The organism is Streptomyces sp. P9-A2 (assembly GCF_036634175.1).
GTDB classification, from domain to species: Bacteria; Actinomycetota; Actinomycetes; order Streptomycetales; family Streptomycetaceae; genus Streptomyces; species Streptomyces pratens.
Genome location: NZ_JAZIFX010000001.1, coordinates 5,328,107 through 5,349,226, shown reverse-complemented (window position 1 = coordinate 5,349,226; position 21,120 = coordinate 5,328,107). Strand labels below are relative to the sequence as shown.

The following is a 21,120-nucleotide window of genomic DNA, read 5'->3' as shown; positions in this document are numbered from 1 at the left end:
GCTCCAGTGTCAGGAGTTCTCCCGGATGAAACCCATCGCCGTACTTGCCAGGAAAACCGCTGTCGTCGCCGTGATCGGGCTGTTCGCCGGCACCGCCAGCGGCTGTTCGAACAGCAACGGGGGCTCTTACTCGTCCTCGTCGCAGTCGGCGTCCACCGGTGCCTCCCCGTCGGCGTCGGGTACGGCGGCAGCCGCAGGAACCGTGGCCGGCGCCTCCTCCCCGCTGGGTACCGTCCTCGTCGATGGCCGGGGCCGCACCCTTTACCTCTTCGAGGCCGACACCTCCACCGAGTCCACCTGCACCGGTACCTGCGCCGCCGCCTGGCCGCCCGTCACCGTGACCGGCGCACCGGCCGCCGGGAAGGGCGCGAAGGCAGATCTGCTGGGGGACCACCGGCCGGAGCGGCGGCGAGAAGCAGATCACGTACAACGGGCACCCCCTGTACTACTTCGGGGGCGACCAAAAGGCCGGTGACATGAACGGTCAGGGCTCCACCGCCTTCGGTGCCGCCTGGTACGTACTCGACACGTCCGGCAGCAGCGTCACCGGTGAGGCCAAGCAGACCGGTGGCGGGTACTGACGCCGCGCTCCCGCCCGGCAGGGAGCGGGAGTACCGTGAAGACATCGAGAGAATCGTCGCCGTCGGCTCGTGTGACGTGGCCGCTCCCGATCGACAACAGGGCCGAAGGTGATCGCCTGTGATCATGAGACGTATGCCCGGCGAGAGGGCCCATGCCCAGCACTGACGAGTCCTCCCAGAGTCCGGTCGGAGCGATCGGAAGAATCACCGTGGGGATTCCTCCGGACGGACCGGGTGAGGTCTTGGTGGCTGTGCGCGGGGGCTCGGAGACCTACGCGGCATGGTCGCGTACCAACACCACCCTCGCAAGAGACGCACGGGTCATCGTCGTCGACTCCATTTCGGCGCGCTCGGTGATCGTCGAGCCGCTGCCGTCCTGAACGGTCCCGCAAAGGGCCGGAAAAGTGCGTTGCGTCCCGCTGCTCGACGGGAGTTCTCTCATGCTGTTCTGGCAGGTCCCCGCGCCCAATGAGGCCATGCTCATATCCGGTACGAAACGGCAGGCGCAGGCGACGCAGTTCCGTATCGTCACAGGTCACGGCAGTTTCGTACTGCCTGTGAAGCAGAAGGCCCGCATGCTGTCCCTGGCACTGCGGGAAGCGGAGATCGCGGAGGACTGCGTCACCCAGCAGGGCATCCAGCTGCGTGTGCGCGCGGTCTGCGTGTTCAAGGTCGGTGACGACGCGGTCTCGATCGCCAACGCGGCCCGCCGCTTCCTCTCCGAACAGGAACAGATGGAGGAGCTCGTCGGCCGGATCTTCGCCGGACACCTCAGGTCCATCGTCGGCGGACTGACCGTCGAACAGATCATCCGGGAACGCAACCGGGTCGCCCAGGAAGTGATGGCGGGCAGTCACAGCGAGATGGAGAAACTCGGCATCGTCGTCGACGCGCTCCAGATCCAGGAGATCGAGGACGCCACCGGATACATCAACAACCTCTCCGCTCCGCACGCCGCCGCAGTCGCCAGCCAGGCGCGCATCGCCCGGGCCAAGGCCGACCAGGAGGCGACCGAACGCGAACAGCAGGCGGCCGCCCTCAAGGCGGAGTACGAGCGGGACACCGCGATCAAACGGGCCGGGTTCCTCGCCGAGACCGAGCAGTCCAACGCCCGAGCCGCCCAGGCCGGCCCGCTCGCTCAGGCCAGGGCGTCCCACGAGGTCATCGAGGAACAGACCGCGCTCGCCCAGCGCCAGGCCGAACTGGCGGCCCAGCGCCTTGAAGGAGAGATCAGGCGCCCGGCGGACGCTGAGGCATACCGGCTGCGCACCCTGGCCGAAGCCGCCCGGGACAGGGCCAAGTTCGAGGCGGACGGCAACGCCTACACCGAGCGCACCATCGCGCAGGCCCAGGCCGACGCGAACACCGCCCGCGCCCTCTCGCTGCGGGACGGCAACCAGGAGCTGATCGCCGCCAACCGTGTGGTGGAGAACCTGCCGGCCCTCGCCGACGCGGCCGCCCGCGGTATGTCGGGCGCCAGCCTCACCGTCCTCAACGGCACCGAGGGCGTCAACCAGATGGCCGCGGGCATGGTGGGCCAGGGTCTGGCCATTCTTGACGCGCTCCAGAACACGAAGAATCCCGCCGTCAACGGAAAGAGCAGCCTGCGGATTCCCGGCCGGACCCCGTGACGGCGGTCCTGTGGCCGGACCCGTTCACGGGCCGTGGCCGGGAGGCTTCGCTCACGCACGACGCGTGCCTGCCCCGCCGCACACCGGCAGGGGCGGGCCGCCCCTCCGCCATGTTCTTCACGAGCATGATCGTCATGATCGTGGCGACGCCGGGGGGCAAGCCAGGACAAGCGACCCGGCCGAAGGCGGCCGAAACCGATGCCTCCGTTTCCGGATCACGCCCGTCGACCCCCGGCCGCCCACGCTCCGGACGGGTGCCGGCAAAACCGTGAGCACATGGCCGCACAGTGCTCACGACCCGCTCATCCGTCCCGGTCTGCACGGGCCGCCCGGACCGCCCGGACCGCCCGGACCGCCGACACAGCGGGACCCGCCCTCGATGAGGCGATACCGTCCGAAGCGCTCCCCGAATGAGAGAACTCCGCCACTACGGAGAAACCCCCTGGGATGCAACCGAGTTCACTGGCCCCGCTGGGGTCGGTGTTGTCGATGAAGTCGCCACCCGCGTAGAGGGAGGCGTTCTTCTCCTACCCCTGAGGTCTTCTGTCGTGTGGTTTACATCAGCGGTATCTCACTCCGTGACCCACACATACGGACTACTTTTGGTCGGGAAGACCTCGCCGGGCGCCTACGCCCGCGAAACGGACCCAAAGGAGAGTCCAAACCGCGGCAGCGAGAGCGACGAGGATCCACGCTTCGCCGATTCCCCAGGCCAGAAGCAAAGATTGCTATGACCAGGACAGGGAAAGTGGCGATCGCCGTGAATTTCATATTGCGCTTCACTTTTTCCACGCCGGTGAAAGAATCCGGGTTGATCATGACTCTTCTAGGCCGTGGCGGGTCCGCTATGGTGCCGACCCGCCACTGTCCGATCCAGTCGTCATGGAGTTCAGTGTGTCCGCCGGTTCGCGGATGAATCCGGTGTCCACGCCGTTGGTCGTCGTGAACACCAGGCCGAGGGCGGTGTGATGGAACCAGGTCGAACCCAGCTTGGTGCGCTCGGAGTTGTCCGTTCCCGCGTGGACCAGGTCGTAGCTCGTGCCGTAGGCGGTGAGGCCGGAGAGTTGGCTGTAGTCGGTCCAGGACTCACCCGTACGGGCGATGGCGGCCACGCGCCCGCCGGCGGTCTCGTTGCCGAGCTTGTCGTAGGACCAGGGTGTGGCCGAGCCGGTCTGGCCGGTCAGCCGGGAGGCGTCGTTGTAGGTGAACACCGCGCCGCCGGGGCAGGCGTTCTCGCTGCCGTCCTGGCTGGTGAGGTTGCCGGCCTTGTCCCGGCAGTACAGCCAGGAGGCCTTCCGCGCGCCCGCCGTGTCGGCCTCCAGGGCGTAGGACAGCCGGTTCTGGGTGTCGTAGGTGCAGGTCGTCTCGCCCAGCGGCGCCGAGGGCTTGACGCCCGTTCACGCCAGGCCGTTTTCGTGGCGAATCCGCGCCTCGCGGTACGCCCGCCCTTGCGCACGTCCCTCCACGCTCAACAGCGCCCGGCTCCGCGGAAGTGCCACAGGGCCCTCCCCGCTCCCACCTGCGAGTAGCCCGGATGCAACCCTCGCGGCCCGTCGCGAGTCAGAGGCGTCGTGATGAGGTGAGGACCCTCGCCGACCGGGCCACAGGAGTGGCATACGATGCGTGCGACCTTCATAAAGATCACATAAGAGGATGTACAAGCCGTGGCAATCCGCGCCCCGTATCGTTCACTTCGCGGCATATCCGCCGTTGCCGCCCTGCTCGCGATCGGCGCGGTGGGATGCTCGGACGTCTCCGACGCCGTCGGCAGTGCCAAGGACGGCGCGAAGAAGGTGGCTCGCCAGCGCTCGGTGTTCTCGCTGGACATCGGCGACTGCTACAACCCGAACGGCAAGGCCGAGGAGACGGCGTACGCCGTCGAGATCGTGCCCTGCGACGAGGAGCACGAGGGCCAGGTCGTCGGCGAGTTCGCGATCGACGAGGGCAAGGAGTACCCCGGCGGCGACGAGATCACGACGATCGCGGACAACCGCTGCCTGGTCGAGGCGCAGAAGTACGCCCCGGACACCTGGGCGCTCCCCAAGGGCGTCGGCCTCTTCCACTACACCCCGTCCAAGGAGAGCTGGGCGACGGGTGACCGCGCGGTGAGCTGTACCTACACCGCGGAGAAGGGCACGTTCAGCGGCTCGCTGGACACCGTGAAGTCCCTCGAGCCCGAGCAGACCACCTACCTCGAGGGTTCGAACGCGGTCTACGAGGCCCTGTGGGCGAACCAGCCCGAGAAGGACACCGTCGAGGACGACCTGGCCGGCTACAAGGCGCAGGCCAAGGCCGTCGCGGCCGCCCTCGACGCACACGTCGAGGGCCTGGACGGCATCGAGGGCACCGAGGTCGGCAAGCTCCACGCGACGCTGACGAAGGCGGCCGGGAACTGGGGGAAGGCCGCGAACGCCGCCGACGCCGACGCGTTCTACATCGCCTACGACCCGGCGTTCACCGGCATCGACCCGAACAAGTCGGTCGCCGCCCGCAAGGAACTGGGCCTGGCCACCACCGTCCCGGCCGACGAGGCCGAGGTCTGGGCGGGCTGACGCCCCGTCGGATCAGCGGGGCCGTGTCCCTCAAGGACCCGGCCCCGCTTCCCAGGAGGTGTCCTCAAAGCGTCCCCCTCGCATCAGGAACGATGCGAGGGGGACGGCTCCTTGGTAGAACTGGGCGGTGCCGCTCCGGAGCGGCACGGACAACTCTGCTGCCTGGCGGCCCCCTCCGCCCCGGCCTTCCTCCTGGAGCCCGCTTTGCCTCTGCGGACAGGTACCACCCGCCTGATACCCCTGCTCCTCTCGACCGCGCTTGCGGCCGGGACGCTCACCGGCTGCACACTGCTGGAACTCACCAGGGACTGCGAGGGGACCGACGACCGGGTGAAGGAGATGGCGGCGCTCGACATCCTCGACTCCCGGCCCGCCGGGGCCACCGTCGCCCGGGGCTTCGAGAAGATCGACGCCGGATGCTGGGCGGACAGCGGCGATGTCTCGGTGTACGCCGGCCGGACGTACGCCTTCCCCGGCACGCAGGCCGAAGTGGCCGCACACTACCGGGCGGCGGCGGTACGTGACGGATGGGATCCGCACCCCGAAGCCTTGCCCGACGACCTGTGCTTCGCCAGAGAGGAAATGGCCCTGCGGATCGTCTTCCTCACCGCCGAGGGCCTCGCGGAGGACGGCCACGGAAGCCGCCCCGATCTCACCACCGGGGCCGGCTACTCGATCGACGTCGACTCGTTCGTGAACAGCGGCGTCGAGGCGGGCTGCTGAGCGGCGTCTCTGAATGATCTCGAGTAAAGGGCTACGGCTCCACAGCGATCCGGACCTGGCTCGGACGACGGGGCATTGCCCACACCCTCCCCGAACGGGCCGACCGGATCCGCGACCGACCGTGGCGTTCGGCTCCGACGGCACCCAGGCGGGCCCCGCGGAGCAGACCGTCGGCGACCAGATCAAGCTGAGCGGGAGCACCACCGCCTACGCCGGGGTGAACCCGAAAAGCACCGGCGGAAACGGTGGCAAGGAACTGGACAGCATCATCGTCGGCGTCGGTGACGACGACCCCGACCCGGTGTCCCTGCCGGTCGGCACCATTACCGTCGAGGACCCGATCGTCACCAACTGGCACGCCTCCCCGGCGGACGCGGGTCCCTTCAGCTGAAGGGACCCGCGGCTCGTGATCCATGCGTGAACGGCTCGGCGCGGGCCAAGGCCGACTGTTCGACCGCTTCGGCGGTCCTGAGGTGTTGTACGTGGGCCGGGTGCCACGCCCCGAACCAGCACCCGGCGAGGTTCTCGTGCGGGTGCGTGCGTTCAGCGTCAACGGTGGCGAACTGGCGGCCCGTTCCGGCCGTCTCCGCCTCTTCACCGGCCGGAAGTTCCCGCAGCGCGTCGGGTTGGACTTCACCGGTGAGATCGTCGCACTCGGTACCGGCACGACGGGCGTCGCGGTCGGCGACCCGGTGTGGGGCGTCCTGGGCCGCACCTCCGGGTTCGGCAGCGCCGCCGAGTACGTGACCGTGCGGGCCGAGCGGCTCGGCCGGGTCCCGGACGGACTGGACCTGGTGTCCGCCGCCGCGCTGCCGGTGGCCACCACGGCCATCACCGCGCTCCGCGACAAGGCCGCGCTGCGCCCTGGCGAACGGCTGCTCGTACGGGGCGCGGCGGGCGGTGTCGGCAACGCCGCCGTCCAGCTCGGGCGGGCGTACGGTGCCGAGGTCACGGCCCTGGCCCGCGCCGCCAACCTGGACTTCGTCCGCACGCTCGGCGCCCACCACGCCGTCGACCACCGGACCGTTCCGCCGGCGGAACTGGGCCTGTTCGACGTGGTCCTCGACACGGTGGGCACCGACCTGCGGGCCTTCCGGCGCCTGCTGAAACCCGGCGGGCGCATGGTCACCATCGCCTTCGACCTGACGCGGCCCGCCGCCTCGCTCGGCTACATCGCGGCCAGCGCCGTACACGGACGCGGCCGGGTGCGCTTCTTCAGCGGCAACCCCGTGCGGGCGCTCTTCGACGACCTCGCCCGCCAGGTGGCGGAGGGGAGACTGCGCCCGGCGGTGGACACGGTCTTCCCGCTGGAGGAGACATCGGTGGCACACCGGGCGCTGGAGGCGGGCGGTGTGCGGGGCAAGTACGTGGTCAGGGTCGGCCAGTCGTCCGAGTAAGGCCCCCGGCCGGCCTTCGCCCCCGCCGCGTGGGCCGGCTTCGTCCCGTACGCGGTCAGGGGCTGACCCGGCGGCTCCTGGCGATACGGCTGGGGGCGGCCTCGATCGTGCTGCTGAACCAGGCCGTCGCCGGCCTGGTCAACGCGCATGCCCGTCTGGACACCTCCCAGGCGTGGGGCGACGGCACCGCCGTGGCCGCGGATCTGGCATGTCCTGAGCGTTCCCGATCGCCACAACAGCCCCGTCGATGTTCACGCTCCTCATCTTTCCCGACTCGATCCGGTCGCTGTGATCTGGGGGGAGGCAGGGCTCGCCCACGGCCAGGGCCAGACCCAGGTACTTACTCAAGGCAACTGCATGGGGCAAGATCCCTGCCGGACAGGGTCAGCGCGCCACACGGTGGCGGAGGTAGACGGCTCTCGATCCGAAGGTGCGGGTCTCGACGAGTTCGAGGTCCACCCGGCGCTCGCGTTGGGGAAAGAACGGAATGCCGCCGCCGAGCAGCACCGGGTAGACCACGGCCCGGTACTCGTCGATCAGGCCCGACGCGGCCGCCTCGGCGGCGAGGGTCGCGCCGCCGATCGCGATGTCGCCCTCCCCCGGCTCGGCCCGCAACCGCTCGATCTCCTCCGCCAGGCCCCCGGAGGCCAGGCGGGCATGACCCCGCACCGCCGACAGCGTGGTGGAGAACACCACCTTCGGGAGCGGCTTCCAGAGCGCGGTCCACTCGAGCTTGGAGTCGTCGAGCGAGGGATCCTGGTCGGCGGTCTCCCAGTACAGCATCGTCTCGTACAGCCGTCGTCCCAACAGGTGGACGCCGACCTCCCGGATCTCGTCGATCCAGAAGCGGAAGACCTCCTCGTCGGGCACCGTCCAGTCGAAGCCGCCGTCCGGCCCGACGATGTAGCCGTCGAGCGAGACGCTCATCGAATAGGTCACGCTGCGCATCAGACATCCTCCTCGGTGACGGGTTCGACGGTACGACCGCCGGACGCCGCAGGACTCATCGCGACTCGCGGGATCCCCTGGGCCAAGTCACCCCACGGGATCATTTCGTCGGGAAAACCTCAATGGTCCAGAGGCGGTGCCGTCGACTCCGAAGGCACTGACGCACCACCGGTCAGGACGGTGTCCTGCAGAGTGGTGCGGCAGTCGCGGCAGCGGGCTTCGGATGCGGGGGCGCGGAAGCCGCGCTCGCAACCGTCGCAGTTGCGCATCCCGTACCGGACGGGTGCGGGCGCGGAACGGGGGGCGGGGGCGCCCTTCGGCAGCGACTGGAGGTGGGTGCCGAGTCCGATGGCCAGCAGCGAGAGTTCGCGGTGCTGGGCGAGGTGGTTGCCGATCACCGTGAAGCGTTCGGTGTGGCGGGAGTTGTCGTGGAGCAGCCCGCCGGTGCGGTGGCCCCGGTTCGGGTGCTGGTTGCCCGCAATACGGGCCTGGGCGCGCGGGTGCGCGTTAGGGTTCTGGGTACCCATCAGGAAGACCTTCACTTCCTCTGTGGTCAGGCCCTCGCCCTGGGATGGCCGTCCCGGCGGGGGCCGTCGCATGTCTTCTGTGGTCCTGCGCCGAGCGTCGGGCCTGGAGGGCCACGAAATCCAGCCGGACCGGGGATGTTCACCCGCCCGAGTGAGTGCGCGTCACGGGCGGGAGGGGTGGGGCTTGGTGGGGTTCTTTCCCCCCACGTTCTTTGTCTTTCAGTCGTCGACGTCACCGGAACGCGTGGGGACGGGTTCCGGTGGCGTAAGGCTCAGTTCGGCCCACACGGTTTTGTGCGGGAACCGCCCCTCGGCCACTCCCCAGCGGTCCGCCAGCGCCTCCACGAGCAGCAGCCCACGGCCCGACTCGGCCCCGCCATCGGGCTCCTGCCGCGCGGGCAGCCGGTCGCCCCGTGTGTCGGTGACCTCGATGCGGAGCGTGGCGCCGACCACGTACAGCGTGAGGCGGAAGCTGCGGCCGGGCAGACGGCCGTGCGTGGCCGCGTTGGCCGCCGGCTCCGCCACGACGTGGCTCGCCGCCTCGCCTGGAAGGCCCCAGCTCCGGAGTGCGTCCACCGCGAGCAGGCGGGCGAGACGGGCACCGCGCGGGGTGGACGACAGCAGCATCGTGACGTTGCGGACTTCGCAGCCGGGTCGGGTGTCCGTCCCGGAGATTTCCTGAGTTTCCTGATTCACGTCACTCAGCGTGGCCGACCGGACGTACCGTGTTGAGTAATCGCGATGCTGCGTAGGGTGACCGTCCATGGCTCGTCCGGCCCTGTCCGAACTGTCGATACGGCTCCCACCGGCACCGCGCGACGGTACGGCGCGGCACAACGGAGGAGCGCGACATGTCGGTGAACGGCGAGGCGGTGCGGGTCACGACCGAGACGGACCAGACGGATGAGCCGGGGTGGGAGGTCGACCCGGACGACGACTGGGCACTCGCGGTGGTGGCCACCGTGGGACGGCAGTTGAGGCTCCGCCGGGAGGCGGCGGGCATGCGCGTCGGCGACTTCGCGGTAGCGGTCGGTTACGGCGACGACCTCGTCTACAAGATCGAGAGCGGCAAGCGCATCCCCCGGCCCGAGTACCTGGACACGGCGGACGAGCTGTTCAACGCCGGGGGGCTCATCTCAGCGATGAAGGAGGACGTGAAGAAGGTCCGGTACCCGAAGAAGGTCCGGGACTTGGCTCAGATGGAGGGGCGGGCGGTTGAGCTTCAGCTGTATGACCCCTTGAACATCCATGGGTTGTTGCAGCACCCGCAGTACGCACGCACCCTTCTGTCCATGCGGCGCCCCGCCTATTCAGCGGGTGAGGTGGAGCAGTTCATTGCCGCACGCGTGGCACGCAAGGCGATCTTCGAACGGGACCCTGCGCCCGAACTGAGCTTCATCCTGGAAGAGTGGACACTTCGACGACCACTGGGCGGAAGGGCTGTCCTGCGTGCCCAGCTTGAGCACCTCCTTGAGGCAGGACGGCTGCGTAACGTCGAGCTTCAAGTGATGCCAATGGAACGTGATGAACATGCCGGGGTGGACGGCAGCATCGAGGTGCTCAAGTTCGACGACGGTTCAGCGATCGGCCGTTCCCCAGCAGTGGCCAATGGACGGCCGGTTTACGACCTGAAGCAGCTCCGCATCTTGGAACTGCGGTATGGCATCATCCGGTCTCAGGCGCTCACACCACGTGAGTCGACGGCCTTCATCGAACAACTGCTGGGGGAAGCATGATCCGGAACACCTCAGCCAGGGACGGCTCCAACCTGGTGTGGTTCAAGAGCAGTTACAGCAGCGGCAGTGAGGGCGACTCGTGCGTGGAGATCGCCACCGCGCCCGGCACCGTCCATGTCCGTGACTCCAAGGACCTGGACGGCGGTCGGCTGGCCTTCGCCCCCGCCACGTGGGCCGACTTCGTGCCGTACGCGGTCGAGGGCTGACGGCCAACTCCTACTCGACCTCGGCCTCCGGTACGTCCACTTCGCCGCCCAGGGAACGGGCGATGGCGGTGAACTCGTCGAGGGTGGACTGGAGGTCGCGGACGATCTCCTCGGCCGCACCTGGGGGGAGAACGGCAGGACTCCCGTGGTGCGACGGAGCGGGAAGCGGTTCTCGGTGAACGCGATTTCGGCGATCAGCCCCAAGGGCCGGATGCACTTCATGGTCTTCACCGAGAGCTGCACCGCCGAGGTGACGTGCCGCTTCCCGGACCGGCTCGCCGGGCACTTCGGCCAGGCGGTCCCCATCCCCACCCGACCGCGAGCGCCACATCGAGGCGGAACCCTCGGGCCGCGGTGTTCCTCAATGCCGGAGTACGCGCCGTGCCAGACCCCTCTCACCGTGGACGACGAGGAGTGACGTACCGCAGACGAAGAGAACCACAGCGACACAAAAGGCGTCGGAGTCGTTCTGCGGTGCGGAAATCCACGACCACATGCCGGCTCCCGTGCCCTGCCGGCCGAGAAAGAGGGCAGCGCCCGTGAGAACGGTCGCGGGCACCCAGCTCCCTTCCTGCCCGAGAACAGTCACCGACAGGGCGACGACCCCGGTCAGGCCCAGGAGATTACGGAACGCGGCCCACTCACCCTGACCAAGGGCCTCGGGGGACTGGCTGCCTGGGGTGAGGAGCAGAAGCCCGACTGCGGCCGGGGTCAGGAGGGCGAGCAGCAGAAGGAGTCGAGCGAGCGGGACGCGGCGGGTCCCTGCCCGGTCCATATGGCCGACGTCCGCGTAGCAGGACAGCCCGACCACGCATGCCATGAGAGCCGGAATCAGCAGCGCGTACGGAATCGTCACAGGCTCCGATATACCGGCTCGCACCTCATGGGCCCCTACTACGGCGTTCAGTACCGTGAGCAACAAGATGGCCGCGAATGACTGCGCGCCCCGGTATGCACGAGCGAACAGCAGCCAGAATCGAAACGCGTTCAGTGTCAGCTCCGCGTGAAGTCGGACGAAACGAGTGAGCACTCACGGAACTGCGTGAAGTGATCGTTCAGCCAGTTCCGGGATTGTCCTGGAGAGAGACCGCGAAGATGGTCCGAGGCGTATGCCGATCGGCTGTTCTCCGGAACCGCTTCATCGGTGATCCATGCTGCAACGGACTCCGTCAGCAGATAGGCGTCCTCTTCGGCGTCCATGCATGCGTCCTGGTCGACCAGCTCCTGCAGGAACTCGGAGCGGACTTCGCTGAGCCATCCAGGTCCGAGATTGTCCATGTGGATGGCGTGCGCTCCTGGAGACGCGGCTCCGCCCACCCCTCTCGGGCGCTGTTCAAGTTTCGTGACTTCTCCCGGTGTTCCATCGAGTTTCCTGACGATCTCCGAGAAACCCGCCTCAAGGTCGGGGAGGGCAGCACGGAAGGTCGGGTTGACGCACACGGTGACGGTTCCCTGACGGCAGGCGTAGGAGAAAGCTGGTTCACCCGGCTCGAAGTACACGCCGCGCAGTTGCCAGGTGACGTAACCACCGGCCACTGCGAGCGCTGCGGAAAACGCCACGCAGGCCAGAAGGATGCGGCTTCGCCATACACCGGCGAGACACAGGCTGGTCAGCAGGGCGACCAAGGCGAAAAGCCAGAGGAGTTGACGCCAGTAGAGGCCTGGCTGCCACGCCGAGAACGGGTCCGGCACGTCGATGAGGACCGGGAAGAGCAGGTACCAGGAAGAACCGTATCCGCCGGAGCCGTACAACGTGATCACGAACGCGCCGATGGCCACGAGCGGGGGGGCGATTCTGCCGTGCCAACAGCGGCCTATCGCGTAGCCCGCCACAGCATGCAGGCAGAGCCCCATGGCGCCGGCCAGTGCGGCAGAGAGGCTGAACCTCCCCGTCGCTCCCATGAACGACGTACGCAGGGCCACGGTCAGCAGCACGAAGACGTAGGAAAAGGCCGTCCACGCCAGGACCGCGATCAGCTCGGCAGCCAGGTGAAGCCAGTCGGCCTGCGGAGACAGGACCCTGAGGTAGACCAGTCCTCTTCGCTTCTCCCGCGCGCCGAGCCATGTCGCCATGCCCGCGACGAGGGGGCCGGTGATGACGACCGAGGCGTTGGCCGAAGTGATGGTGCTGGGCCAGTAGGCGACGCCGGGGCGGAGTGTGTGCCAGGCGATCGCGACTCCTACGCAGACCAGGACGGGCACGAACCACAGAAAGCCCGAGCGGGCCAGCTCGATCCTCAGAGGGATCAGGAACGAGCGTAGCGGGGAGTGCGGACGGGCCGATGGCAGGTCGTCCTGCCCGTATGGATCAGGTGACTGCACCGTGAGGGATGTCCGGTCGGTCATGCGGCGGTGACCACCCTGTCGTACCCGCGCTCCAGCTCGGTCTGCGTCGAACGGACCCCGCTGCCGTCACCGTCTCCGGTGGGAGCCCGACCCCGCGCGGAAAGCTCTTCGACGGATCCATCGAAGGCGATCGTGCCCTTGTTCAGGACCAGAACGCGGTCGCAGGCTACGGAGATGTCTTCGGTCAGATGAGTACTCAGAAGCACGGAGGTCCGGTCGGAAATACGAATGACGAGTTCTCGGAACTGGGTGCGCTGCTGCGGGTCGAGGCCGACAGTCGGCTCGTCGAGGATCAGGAAGGACGGGCTGTGCACAATGGCCGAAGCGATTCCGGCGCGACGGAGCATGCCGCCCGAAAGTGCTTTGAGAGGCCGGTGGCCGAATTGCGACAGATCGACAGCATTCATTGCCTCACGGGCCGCTTCAGAAATTTTTCGGTGAGGGAGCCCTTTGCTCCAGGCGGCGTACTCGACGAAATCGATTACGCGAAAATTGGGTGGGTATCCGAAGCCCTGCGGCAGGAAACCGATCCCCCGTCTGATATTTTCACGCGCGCGGCGTTCGGCGGCATCAGCGCCCAGCACCGAGAGAGTGCCGGCGGAAGGGGGCAGCAATGTGGAGAGTGTCTCGAGGAGCGTCGTCTTTCCCGCGCCGTTCGGGCCGAGAAGCCCTGTCACACCGGCACCGACCGTGAAGTTGACCCCGTGAAGGACCTGCCGTGCTCCGCGGCGCTGTTCCAGCCCACACGCTTCCACCACGGCCATGAAGCCGCCCCCCATCCGCCTAGCTGTCTATCTGGTCCGCACTCAGCCGCAGGACTTTATATCCTTGGGGCTGGTGTCGTGGTGCGAGTCGTTCTGCGTGAAGTAGCCCCGGGCGTAATACCCACGCTTGTTTCCGTTGTCACACGTGGAGACCGTGGCGTTGTACGACTTCTTGGTGCCGGAATCCGTGTTCTTGGCGGTGAGCGGATCCGGGAGGACAGCCTTGTTCCACTTGATCTCCACGACCAGCGCTCGCGTCTTCGACGTCGTACAGGTCGAGGTCGCCTTGCCCTTGAGGAGTCCGTTCGTGCTGGTGAGGCTGGGCTTCGGCGCCTCGCAGCCGTCCGGTACCGCCCAGGCCGGAGCCGCGGCCGCTGCGACTCCGGCTCCTGTGGCAATCGCCAGAGCGGCTCCCCACGAGGCCACCTTCTTGCTGATCATCTCTAAGTCCCCTCCCGAACGCGTAACGCGTCAACTACGGATACATCCAGAACTGACGCCCGAACTGGTGACCGAGCGCCAAGATCACATTAGGTACGGCATCCGCACGGGGCAAGCGCCTTTCACTTCACACGCTTTGACGATCCATCACGGAATGTCTGGAAGAGCGGTTGGAATAGAGATCACTTTGTGGTAGCGCAACACGGGGGACAGTCGCTGTCCGGCACCGTTGGCGCTTGCTTCGAGTGCACTCCGAGGTTCCAGCCTCGACCTTTCGTGATGGGCCGCCGACGAAGTCTGGGTCCAGCCCCGTTGGCGGTCTTCGGAACACGCGGCGCGGATCACGGACAGGGCTTTCCCGCCGGAGGCGGCGAGGGTGTCGATCAGGCGGGAGACCGTCAGGTCGGAGGCGACCGGCCCGGACACAGCCGGTGAGGTCAAGTACTCACGGTTTTTGCCAGAGCCCATCCGCAGCTCCCGTCAGGCGTCCCGGATGCCCCGGAACGGCTCGTCGGCCTCCAGCTCGAAGGCGAGCTCCAGCAGCGTCCGTTCGGCGCCCGGGCGGGCGGAGAACATGACGCCGACGGGGAGTCCTTCCGGCGTCGTGTGTGCGGCCGGGACCGAGATCGACGGCGTCCCGACGACGTTGTTGACCGGGGTGAACGCCACGTAGGCGAGGATGCGTTCGATCAGGGTCTCGTAGGGGACGGCCGGGTTGAGGTGGCCCAGCGGGGGCGTGGTGTGGGCCAGTACCGGGGAGAGGATCAGGTCGAGCCCGCGGAACGCCGCCGCGTACGGCTCCCGCGTGCGCTTCAGCCTCCGCACCACGCCCGGTGTGCGCTGCCAGTCCTTCACGTACGTCTCGCGCAGGCCCCGGCTGAGGCCGTCCATGCGGCGCCGGTCGAAGTCCGTGCCGAGGGTCCGGCCGGTGACGCCGATCAGGAACGACAGCAGCCCCCAGTAGGTGAGGAAGTCCGGGGTGAAGCGCGGGTCGATCGACAGCTCCACCGGCTCCACGGTGTGCCCGAGGCGCTCCAGCCGCCGGGCCGTCTCCGTGACGGCCGCGCGGGTGTCGGCGTCGGAGGGGACGCCGTTCGGCGAGTCCAGCACGAGCCCGATGCGCAGCCGCCGTTCCGAGGGGCCCTCGACCAGCCCGACGGGCGGCAGCTTCGGGTTGCGCCAGTGCTGCTCGGCGGCGGCGAGGAACGCGGCGCTGTCCCGTACCGAGCGGCTCACGACGCCGTCGGCGACCAGGTCGATGGGGAGCTGACGGCCCTGGGCATTGGGGACCACCCGGCCCCGGGTGGGCTTCAGTCCGACGAGTCCGCAGCAGGCGGCGGGAATCCGGATCGAGCCGCCGCCGTCGTTGGCGTGCGCGATCGGTACCGCCCCGGCGGCGACGAGGGCCGCGCTGCCGCCCGACGAACCGCCCGCCGAATGACCCGTGTGCCACGGGTTGCGGACGGGCTCGGCGTCCTCGTACTCCGTGGTGGGACTGAACCCGAACTCGGGCATCCGGGTCTTGCCGAGCACCGTGACGCCGGTGCTCAGGAACTGCCGGGCGAACGGGGCGTGCCGCCGTGCCGCCTTCGGCGCGAACGCGGCGCTGCCGTGCCCGGTGGGCAGCCCCTGGTAGTCGGTGTTGTCCTTGACGAAGGTCGGCACTCCGGCGAAGGCACCGGCCGGCTCGGAGCGGTACGCCGGAACGTCGATGTGCACCTGGACGGCGTTGAGGTGGTCCTCCACCGCCCTGACCCTGGCCGCCGCGTCGCGGGCGGCCTCGGCGGCCCCGACCTCTCCCCCGCGGATCGCCTCGGCCAGGCCCACGGCGTCGTGGTCGCCGAGGGCGTCGTCGCGGAAGACGTGCACCCTGGCCCGCTCCCGCTCCCGTGCCCGTTCCCGTGCCTGCTCCTTTTCCTGTTCCTCGGAAGTCGTCACCGGTGGCACCGCCCCTGAACGTGTGGATGGTTGCCCACCATCATTCCTTACCGGCGAGTAACAGGCGAGAGGTCGGCATCCCCGAGTCGCCGCACCGCGCTGCCCGACGCGCCACGGCCGGTGAGACGCGCGACACCGAACCACAGCAGCACGGCCGTGGCGAGCAGCACGAAGGCGACACAGTTCACGATGGCCGGGTTGACCCGGGCCGGAACCAGGTCGTAGTGCGCGTTGCACTTGTCGTGCAGCGGGAACAGCCTCTGGAACTGAGCCTGCGCCGCCTTGAATACGCAGGTCAAAGGGCTGGTGTGACCGGTTCTCGGGCTGCTCACGCTGGTCGCGGGCGGCAGTCTGCGGAGTAGATCGTCTGCCAGCGCGGTCGCCTCGAAGCGAAAGGCGGCGGGTCGCGCCTGAGCGGCGGGGCGTCCGGCAGACACACAGTAATCCGGCAGACACACAGAAATGCCGACGCCCCCTCTCCCGCCGCCCCGCCCCCCGTCCGGGACGGTTCTTCTGCGCCCGGACCGCTTCCGAACCCCGGCGACGCTCCGCCGACCTACCGGGAAACGGTCCTGACACCCTGTCGGACGGGATATCGGCGCCCCGTGACAGGAACCGACGTGACGCGTTGGCACTCATGCTCCAGGGGGATCCGGGACAGCGCGCAGTGATCGCTCCTCCCAGGCCCCCACTGCACACCCCACGCGGGTGCCGCTTTTCCGATGAGTCGAGAAAAAGGAAGTCACGTGCCCCTGTCGACACACCGACGTCTGGCCATGAGCGCCACCCTGATCGCCGCCCTCGCCGGCGGTCTCGCCCCCGCCACCGCGGCCTCCGCGACACCGGCAGCCCCCACGGCCCCTACCGGCCCCGCAACCCCCGCCGCCCCCGCCCCCGACATGGACGGCGTGACCGCGGCTCTGAACTCCGCCATGGCCAACGGCGCTCCGGGCGCGATGGCCCGCTTCACCGGTCCCGACGGCGTCCAAACGCGCACCGCCGGCGTCCGCGACCGCGTCTCCGGCGAGGCCATGGACACCCGGGCACGCTTCCGCATCGGCAGCGTCAGCAAGACCTTCTCCAGCGTTGTGCTGCTCCAACTGGTCGACGAGGGACGGCTGGAGCTCGACACGCCGGTCAACCACTACCTTCCCGGACTGCTGCCCGACGACCGCATCACGGTCCGTCACCTGCTCACCCACCGCAGCGGCCTGGCCGACTACACCGAGGCCATGTTCGCCAAGACCGTGCCCGGCTTCGAAGCCGTGCGCAACCGCGTCTTCACCTACCAGGAACTGGTCGACCTCTCCCTGGCCGAACCCCGCACCACCGAGCCCGGTGTGGCCTACAAGTACTCCAACGCCAACTTCGTCGTCGTCGGCATGCTCATCGAGAACGCCACGGGGACCTCGGTCGCCAAGCAGTACGAGCGGCGCATCATCAACCCGCTGAAGCTGCGTCACACCTCTTACGTCCACCCGGAGACCCGGATCGAGGGAGCGCACGTGCGCGGCTACCTCCACCCCGACGAGGCGGGGGCGCCGCTCGTCGACTCCACGGAGCAGACCGCTTCCTGGGCCCAGTCGGCCGGCGCGGTCATCTCCGACCCGGCCGACCTGAACACCTTCACGACCGCGCTGATGCAGGGCAGGCTGCTCTCACCCCGGATGCTGGACGCCATGACCACGGTCACCCCGACGGACGCCACCCAGACCCGCTTCTACGGACTCGGGCTGCGCCGCTACGACCTGTCCTGCGGCACCCAGGTGTACGGGCACACCGGCACCGTGCAGGGCTTCTACACGTATGCCTTCACCACCCGTGACGGTCGGCGCGCGCTCTCCGCCATGGCGAACACCTCGAACCGGGGCGCGGCGAACACGGCGCTCGGCGGGACGCTGGAAGCGGCCTTCTGCGGGAAGGAGACCGCGCCCGCGGCGTCGTCGACCAAGGCGCCGCGCACGCTCTCCACCCTGCCGGCGGAGGCCGACCTGCCCGAGCGCCGCTGAGGCCGGCCTCGGCGGCCCCGACCTCTCCCCCGCGGATCGCCTCGGCCAGGCCCACGGCGTCGTGGTCGCCGAGGACGTCGTGGTCGCCGAGGGCGTCGTCGCGGAAGACGTGCACCCCGGTCCGTTCCTCGGAAGCCGTCACCGGTGGCACCGCCCCTGAACGCGTGGATGATTGCCCGCCATCATTCCTTACCGGCGAGTAACAGGCGAGAGGTCGGCATCCCCGAGTCGCCGCACCGCGCTGCCCGACGCGCCACGGCCGGTGAGACGCGCGACACCGAACCACAGCAGCACGGCCGTGGCGAGCAGTACGAAGGCGGCGCAGTTCAGGACGGTCGGGTTCACCCAGGCCGGAACCAGGTCGTAGTGCGCGTTGCACTTGTTGCTCAACGGGAACAGCGCGTTGAACTCCTCGCCAGGTTCCGCCAGGTAGGCGCTGTCGTACGTCTGATGATGGACGTACGCGCATGTCTCACCCACGTCGAGCCCGCCGCTGAGCGCACCCCGGAGCCAGGCGACGCAGCCGACGAACAGCGCGAGGGACCACAGGCGCGCCCACCACAGCGGGCGCTGCCACGATCCGTCCCGCAGACCGACGGGGATGCGGTAGAGGTTCCAGAGGCTCCACAGCAGCCACGCGACAAGGAACCCGGTGACGGCGAGCACACCGATTGCTTCCACGCGCCAGTCCTAGGGTCCGTCCGGCCCTGCCTGTCGCACCAGCGCCCCGGCAGGGAGCTGGAGTCGAGCCGGACGAAGCCGGCGGGTCAGAAGTTGATGCTGCCGATCATGCCCGCGATGTTGGTCGTCAGCTCACTGATCGTAGGCGCGATCGTCGACGACGCCATGTAGAAGCCGAGGAGCATGCAGACGACCGCATGCCCCGTCTTGAGGCCCGACTTCTTGATCAGCAGGAAGACGATGATCGCCAGCAGCACTACCGCCGAAATCGAGAGTGCCACGGCGGCTCACCTCCAAGGATCCCAGGACGACAGGGGGGGTAGGAATATGGGGGCAGATAAATCCACACAGCAGCCAGCAGGTTCATACCCACTATGCGCTAACGATCATAACTATCCGTACGTGCGCATCGGTCGGCGCACGGCCGCACAAGGGGGCGCATGGCCAATATGGTCATGGCATGACGACCGACGCTGACTCCTTCCCCCGACGGCACGCCCGCACCCAGCGCTTCACGCTCGGCGCGCCGCGATCGTTCACCGTGGCACCCGACGGTTCCCGGGTCGTGTTCCTGCGTTCCGGTTCCGGTACGGACCGGGCGAATTCGCTGTGGGTGCTCGACCCCCGGGACGGCGGGGAGCGCGTGGCGGCCGACCCGCGCGCCCTGCTGGGCGGCGCCGCGGAGAACCTGTCGGCCCAGGAGCGGGCGCGGCGCGAACGCAGCCGCGAGGGAGGCGCCGGCATCGTCGGCTACGCCACCGACGCGGAGGTCGAGTCGGCATCTTTCGCCTTGTCAGGACGGCTTTTCACAGCCGACCTGTCGGCCGGGGCGACGCGTGAACTGCCCACTCCCGGGCCGGTGATCGACCCCCGGCCGTCACCCGACGGGCGTCACATCGCCTATGTCGCGCAGGGTGCGCTGCGGGCCGTCGGAGCGGAGGGGGCGGACGACAGGGCCCTGGCGACCCCCGAGACGGAGAACGTCACCTACGGGCTGGCGGAGTTCATCGCGGCCGAGGAGATGGGGCGTTCGCGGGGCTTCTGGTGGGCGCCCGAGTCGGACCGGCTGCTGGTGGCGCGCGCGGACGACACGCCGGTGAGGCGGTGGTGGATCTCCGATCCGGCACATCCGGATCGGGAGCCGCAGCGGGTGGCGTACCCGGCGGCGGGGACCCCGAACGCGGAGGTGCGGCTGTTCGTGATCGGGCTGGACGGGGCGCGTACGGAGGTCGTGTGGGACCGGGCGCGGTACCCGTACATGGCGCATGCTCACTGGTCAGCGGCGGGTGCGCCACTGCTGCTCGTACAGGCGCGCGACCAGCGCAGTCAGCTGTTCCTGGCGGTGGACCCGGACACCGGGGCCACCCGGATGGTGCACGCCGACGAAGATCTAGTTTGGCTTGATCTTTTCGCGGGGGTGCCCTGCTGGAGCCCTTCCGGGCAGCTGGTCCGGATCACGGACGAGGGAGGCGCACGACGACTCGCCGTCGGCGAACGCCCGCTGACCGGACCGCAGTTGCACGTCCGCGCGGTACTGGACGTATCGGACGACGACGTGCTGGTATCGGCGTCGGCGGGGGCGGAACCGGGATCGAGGCCGGGGGCGGCGGACGGCGGCCCGGAGATCGGCGAGGTGCACGTCTACCGGGTGAACGAACTCGGTGTGGAGCGCGTCTCCCAGGAGCCCGGCGTGCACTCCGCGGTACGCGCCGGGGGCGTGACCGTCCTGGTGTCCGCGACACCGGGCCGGCCGGGGGCACGGACGCGGATCCTGCGTGACGGGAAACCGACGGCGACTGTCCGCTCGTACGCCGAAGACCCCGGTATGTCCCCCCGGTTGACCCTCACCCAGGGGGGCGCACGCAAAATCCCGTGCGCCGTGCTTATGCCAAGGGACTACCACGGCGACACTCCCCTCCCCGTCCTCATGGACCCCTACGGCGGCCCCCACGGCCAGCGCGTGGTGGCCGCACACAACCCCCACCTGACCTCGCAGTGGTTCGCCGACCAGGGCTTCGCGGTGATCGTCGCCGACGGCCGCGGCACCCCTGGCCACTCCCCCGCCTGGGAGAAGGCCGTCAAGGACGACATCGCCGCGATCACCGTCCAGGACCAGGTGGACGCGCTCCAGGCCCTCGCCTCCGACTTCCCGCTCGACCTGAGCCGCGTCGCCATCCGGGGCTGGTCCTTCGGCGGCTACCTGGCCGCCCTCGCGGCGCTGCGCCGGCCGGACGTCTTCCACGCGGCCGTGGTGGGCGCCCCGGTCACCGACCTGCGCCTGTACGACACCCACTACCAGGAGCGCTACATCGGCCACCCGGACGAGCAGCCGGAGGTCTACCGCCGCAACTCGGTGATCGACGACGCGGGCCTGGTCGACGCCGCCACGCCGCACCGCCCCATGATGATCATTCACGGGCTGGCGGACGACAACGTGGTGGTCGCCCACTCGCTGCGCCTGTCCTCGGCCCTGCTGGCAGCCGGCCGCCCCCACGAGGTACTGCCCCTGTCCGGCGTCACCCACATGACCCCGCAGGAGGAGGTCGCCGAGAACCTCCTCCGCCTCCAACTCGACTTCCTCAGGCGCTCGCTCGGCCTGACGGACTGACCACGGCAAGGAACCACGAAGTGGCACAACGC

The 21,120-nt window shown here is 69.0% G+C and carries 21 protein-coding genes and 4 pseudogenes; 13 read left to right on the top strand and 12 right to left on the bottom strand.

What is annotated here, in order from left to right; genetic code table 11:
• Positions 1–25 precede the first annotated feature (25 nt).
• The 4 genes and pseudogenes from V4Y04_RS24440 to V4Y04_RS24425 form a co-directional block, all read left to right on the top strand.
• A pseudogene (locus V4Y04_RS24440) lies at positions 26–280 on the top strand (hypothetical protein); the annotation flags it as partial.
• 97 nt (positions 281–377) lie between these two features.
• A pseudogene (locus tag V4Y04_RS24435) lies at positions 378–464 on the top strand (hypothetical protein); the annotation flags it as partial.
• A 362-nt stretch (positions 465–826) separates the two neighbouring features.
• Positions 827–961 carry a hypothetical protein gene (locus V4Y04_RS24430; protein ID WP_332430459.1) on the top strand — a complete coding sequence of 45 codons (135 nt, stop codon included), beginning with the start codon at positions 827–829 and terminating at the stop codon, positions 959–961.
• Positions 962–1,021: 60 nt separating this feature from the next.
• Positions 1,022–2,212, top strand: coding sequence for an SPFH domain-containing protein (locus tag V4Y04_RS24425; protein ID WP_332430458.1), 1,191 nt, complete (start codon positions 1,022–1,024; stop codon positions 2,210–2,212).
• 845 nt (positions 2,213–3,057) lie between these two features.
• On the opposite strand, the gene V4Y04_RS24420 is transcribed toward V4Y04_RS24425, so the two are convergent.
• Complete coding sequence (locus tag V4Y04_RS24420; protein ID WP_332430457.1) at positions 3,058–3,423, bottom strand: hypothetical protein; 366 nt, start codon at positions 3,421–3,423, stop codon at positions 3,058–3,060.
• A 453-nt stretch (positions 3,424–3,876) separates the two neighbouring features.
• On the opposite strand from V4Y04_RS24420, the gene V4Y04_RS24415 reads away from it, so the two are divergent.
• From V4Y04_RS24415 to V4Y04_RS24400, 4 genes and pseudogenes are all read left to right on the top strand, one after another.
• Positions 3,877–4,764 carry a septum formation family protein gene (locus tag V4Y04_RS24415; protein WP_332430456.1) on the top strand — a complete coding sequence of 296 codons (888 nt, stop codon included), beginning with the start codon at positions 3,877–3,879 and terminating at the stop codon, positions 4,762–4,764.
• Positions 4,765–4,968: 204 nt separating this feature from the next.
• A complete protein-coding gene (locus tag V4Y04_RS24410) occupies positions 4,969–5,487 on the top strand; it encodes a hypothetical protein (protein WP_332430455.1) in 519 nt (172 codons plus the stop codon).
• A 103-nt stretch (positions 5,488–5,590) separates the two neighbouring features.
• A pseudogene (locus V4Y04_RS24405) lies at positions 5,591–5,878 on the top strand (DUF4232 domain-containing protein); the annotation flags it as partial.
• A gap of 22 nt (positions 5,879–5,900) precedes the next feature.
• Positions 5,901–6,884, top strand: a complete 984-nt coding sequence (locus V4Y04_RS24400; RefSeq protein ID WP_332430454.1) for an NAD(P)-dependent alcohol dehydrogenase — start codon at positions 5,901–5,903, stop codon at positions 6,882–6,884.
• A gap of 384 nt (positions 6,885–7,268) precedes the next feature.
• On the opposite strand, the gene V4Y04_RS24395 is transcribed toward V4Y04_RS24400, so the two are convergent.
• The 3 genes and pseudogenes from V4Y04_RS24395 to V4Y04_RS24385 all read right to left on the bottom strand — a co-directional run bounded on the left by V4Y04_RS24395 (position 7,269) and on the right by V4Y04_RS24385 (position 9,055).
• On the bottom strand, positions 7,269–7,832 hold the full coding sequence (locus tag V4Y04_RS24395) for a dihydrofolate reductase family protein (RefSeq protein WP_332430453.1): 564 nt from the start codon (positions 7,830–7,832) through the stop codon (positions 7,269–7,271).
• 305 nt (positions 7,833–8,137) lie between these two features.
• A pseudogene (locus V4Y04_RS24390) lies at positions 8,138–8,359 on the bottom strand (helix-turn-helix domain-containing protein); the annotation flags it as partial.
• 219 nt (positions 8,360–8,578) lie between these two features.
• The gene (locus V4Y04_RS24385; RefSeq protein WP_332430452.1) at positions 8,579–9,055 is read right to left on the bottom strand and encodes an ATP-binding protein; all 477 of its coding nucleotides are present in this window, start codon (positions 9,053–9,055) and stop codon (positions 8,579–8,581) included.
• Positions 9,056–9,210: 155 nt separating this feature from the next.
• On the opposite strand from V4Y04_RS24385, the gene V4Y04_RS24380 reads away from it, so the two are divergent.
• Genes V4Y04_RS24380 through V4Y04_RS24370 form a run of 3 tightly spaced genes read left to right on the top strand, consistent with a single transcriptional unit; the run spans position 9,211 to position 10,719 of the window.
• Positions 9,211–10,095, top strand: coding sequence for a helix-turn-helix domain-containing protein (locus tag V4Y04_RS24380; protein ID WP_332430451.1), 885 nt, complete (start codon positions 9,211–9,213; stop codon positions 10,093–10,095).
• A complete protein-coding gene (locus tag V4Y04_RS24375; RefSeq protein ID WP_332430450.1) occupies positions 10,092–10,301 on the top strand; it encodes a DUF397 domain-containing protein in 210 nt (69 codons plus the stop codon). The genes V4Y04_RS24380 and V4Y04_RS24375 overlap by 4 nt, the downstream gene beginning before the upstream one ends.
• The gene (locus V4Y04_RS24370) at positions 10,210–10,719 is read left to right on the top strand and encodes a transposase (protein ID WP_332430449.1); all 510 of its coding nucleotides are present in this window, start codon (positions 10,210–10,212) and stop codon (positions 10,717–10,719) included. The genes V4Y04_RS24375 and V4Y04_RS24370 overlap by 92 nt, the downstream gene beginning before the upstream one ends.
• On the opposite strand, the gene V4Y04_RS24365 is transcribed toward V4Y04_RS24370, so the two are convergent.
• The 6 genes from V4Y04_RS24365 to V4Y04_RS24340 all read right to left on the bottom strand — a co-directional run bounded on the left by V4Y04_RS24365 (position 10,663) and on the right by V4Y04_RS24340 (position 16,089).
• Positions 10,663–11,157 carry a hypothetical protein gene (locus V4Y04_RS24365; RefSeq protein ID WP_332430448.1) on the bottom strand — a complete coding sequence of 165 codons (495 nt, stop codon included), beginning with the start codon at positions 11,155–11,157 and terminating at the stop codon, positions 10,663–10,665. The genes V4Y04_RS24370 and V4Y04_RS24365 overlap by 57 nt on opposite strands.
• A gap of 137 nt (positions 11,158–11,294) precedes the next feature.
• On the bottom strand, positions 11,295–12,647 hold the full coding sequence (locus V4Y04_RS24360) for a hypothetical protein (RefSeq protein ID WP_332430447.1): 1,353 nt from the start codon (positions 12,645–12,647) through the stop codon (positions 11,295–11,297).
• Entirely contained in the window at positions 12,644–13,411 is a 768-nt protein-coding gene (locus V4Y04_RS24355; RefSeq protein ID WP_332430446.1) for an ATP-binding cassette domain-containing protein, read from the bottom strand. The genes V4Y04_RS24360 and V4Y04_RS24355 overlap by 4 nt, the downstream gene beginning before the upstream one ends.
• Positions 13,412–13,453: 42 nt before the next feature.
• On the bottom strand, positions 13,454–13,852 hold the full coding sequence (locus V4Y04_RS24350; protein ID WP_332430445.1) for a hypothetical protein: 399 nt from the start codon (positions 13,850–13,852) through the stop codon (positions 13,454–13,456).
• A 480-nt stretch (positions 13,853–14,332) separates the two neighbouring features.
• Positions 14,333–15,790, bottom strand: a complete 1,458-nt coding sequence (locus tag V4Y04_RS24345; RefSeq protein ID WP_332430444.1) for an amidase — start codon at positions 15,788–15,790, stop codon at positions 14,333–14,335.
• 47 nt (positions 15,791–15,837) lie between these two features.
• Positions 15,838–16,089, bottom strand: coding sequence for a hypothetical protein (locus V4Y04_RS24340; RefSeq protein ID WP_332430443.1), 252 nt, complete (start codon positions 16,087–16,089; stop codon positions 15,838–15,840).
• A 447-nt stretch (positions 16,090–16,536) separates the two neighbouring features.
• On the opposite strand from V4Y04_RS24340, the gene V4Y04_RS24335 reads away from it, so the two are divergent.
• Entirely contained in the window at positions 16,537–17,799 is a 1,263-nt protein-coding gene (locus V4Y04_RS24335; RefSeq protein WP_332430442.1) for a serine hydrolase domain-containing protein, read from the top strand.
• A 189-nt stretch (positions 17,800–17,988) separates the two neighbouring features.
• On the opposite strand, the gene V4Y04_RS24330 is transcribed toward V4Y04_RS24335, so the two are convergent.
• Together V4Y04_RS24330 and V4Y04_RS24325 are read right to left on the bottom strand one after the other, a co-directional pair.
• Positions 17,989–18,480 (bottom strand): hypothetical protein, encoded by a 492-nt coding sequence (locus tag V4Y04_RS24330; protein WP_332430441.1) that lies wholly within the window; start codon positions 18,478–18,480, stop codon positions 17,989–17,991.
• 86 nt (positions 18,481–18,566) lie between these two features.
• Positions 18,567–18,761 (bottom strand): hypothetical protein, encoded by a 195-nt coding sequence (locus tag V4Y04_RS24325; protein ID WP_055593820.1) that lies wholly within the window; start codon positions 18,759–18,761, stop codon positions 18,567–18,569.
• 179 nt (positions 18,762–18,940) lie between these two features.
• On the opposite strand from V4Y04_RS24325, the gene V4Y04_RS24320 reads away from it, so the two are divergent.
• Positions 18,941–21,088, top strand: a complete 2,148-nt coding sequence (locus V4Y04_RS24320) for a S9 family peptidase (RefSeq protein WP_332430440.1) — start codon at positions 18,941–18,943, stop codon at positions 21,086–21,088.
• The last annotated feature ends 32 nt before the right edge of the window (positions 21,089–21,120 follow it).

Excerpts from the sequence above, each read along its gene's own strand:
- V4Y04_RS24320 (WP_332430440.1), top strand. The coding sequence starts at position 18,941 with ATGACGACCGACGCTGACTCCTTCCCCCGACGGCACGCCCGCACCCAG.
- V4Y04_RS24360 (WP_332430447.1), bottom strand. The coding sequence starts at position 12,647 with ATGACCGACCGGACATCCCTCACGGTGCAGTCACCTGATCCATACGGG.
- V4Y04_RS24425 (WP_332430458.1), top strand. The coding sequence starts at position 1,022 with ATGCTGTTCTGGCAGGTCCCCGCGCCCAATGAGGCCATGCTCATATCC.
- V4Y04_RS24370 (WP_332430449.1), top strand. The coding sequence starts at position 10,210 with ATGTCCGTGACTCCAAGGACCTGGACGGCGGTCGGCTGGCCTTCGCCC.
- V4Y04_RS24395 (WP_332430453.1), bottom strand. The coding sequence starts at position 7,832 with ATGCGCAGCGTGACCTATTCGATGAGCGTCTCGCTCGACGGCTACATC.
- V4Y04_RS24375 (WP_332430450.1), top strand. The coding sequence starts at position 10,092 with ATGATCCGGAACACCTCAGCCAGGGACGGCTCCAACCTGGTGTGGTTC.
- V4Y04_RS24355 (WP_332430446.1), bottom strand. The coding sequence starts at position 13,411 with ATGGCCGTGGTGGAAGCGTGTGGGCTGGAACAGCGCCGCGGAGCACGG.
- V4Y04_RS24400 (WP_332430454.1), top strand. The coding sequence starts at position 5,901 with ATGCGTGAACGGCTCGGCGCGGGCCAAGGCCGACTGTTCGACCGCTTC.
- V4Y04_RS24380 (WP_332430451.1), top strand. The coding sequence starts at position 9,211 with ATGTCGGTGAACGGCGAGGCGGTGCGGGTCACGACCGAGACGGACCAG.
- V4Y04_RS24350 (WP_332430445.1), bottom strand. The coding sequence starts at position 13,852 with ATGATCAGCAAGAAGGTGGCCTCGTGGGGAGCCGCTCTGGCGATTGCC.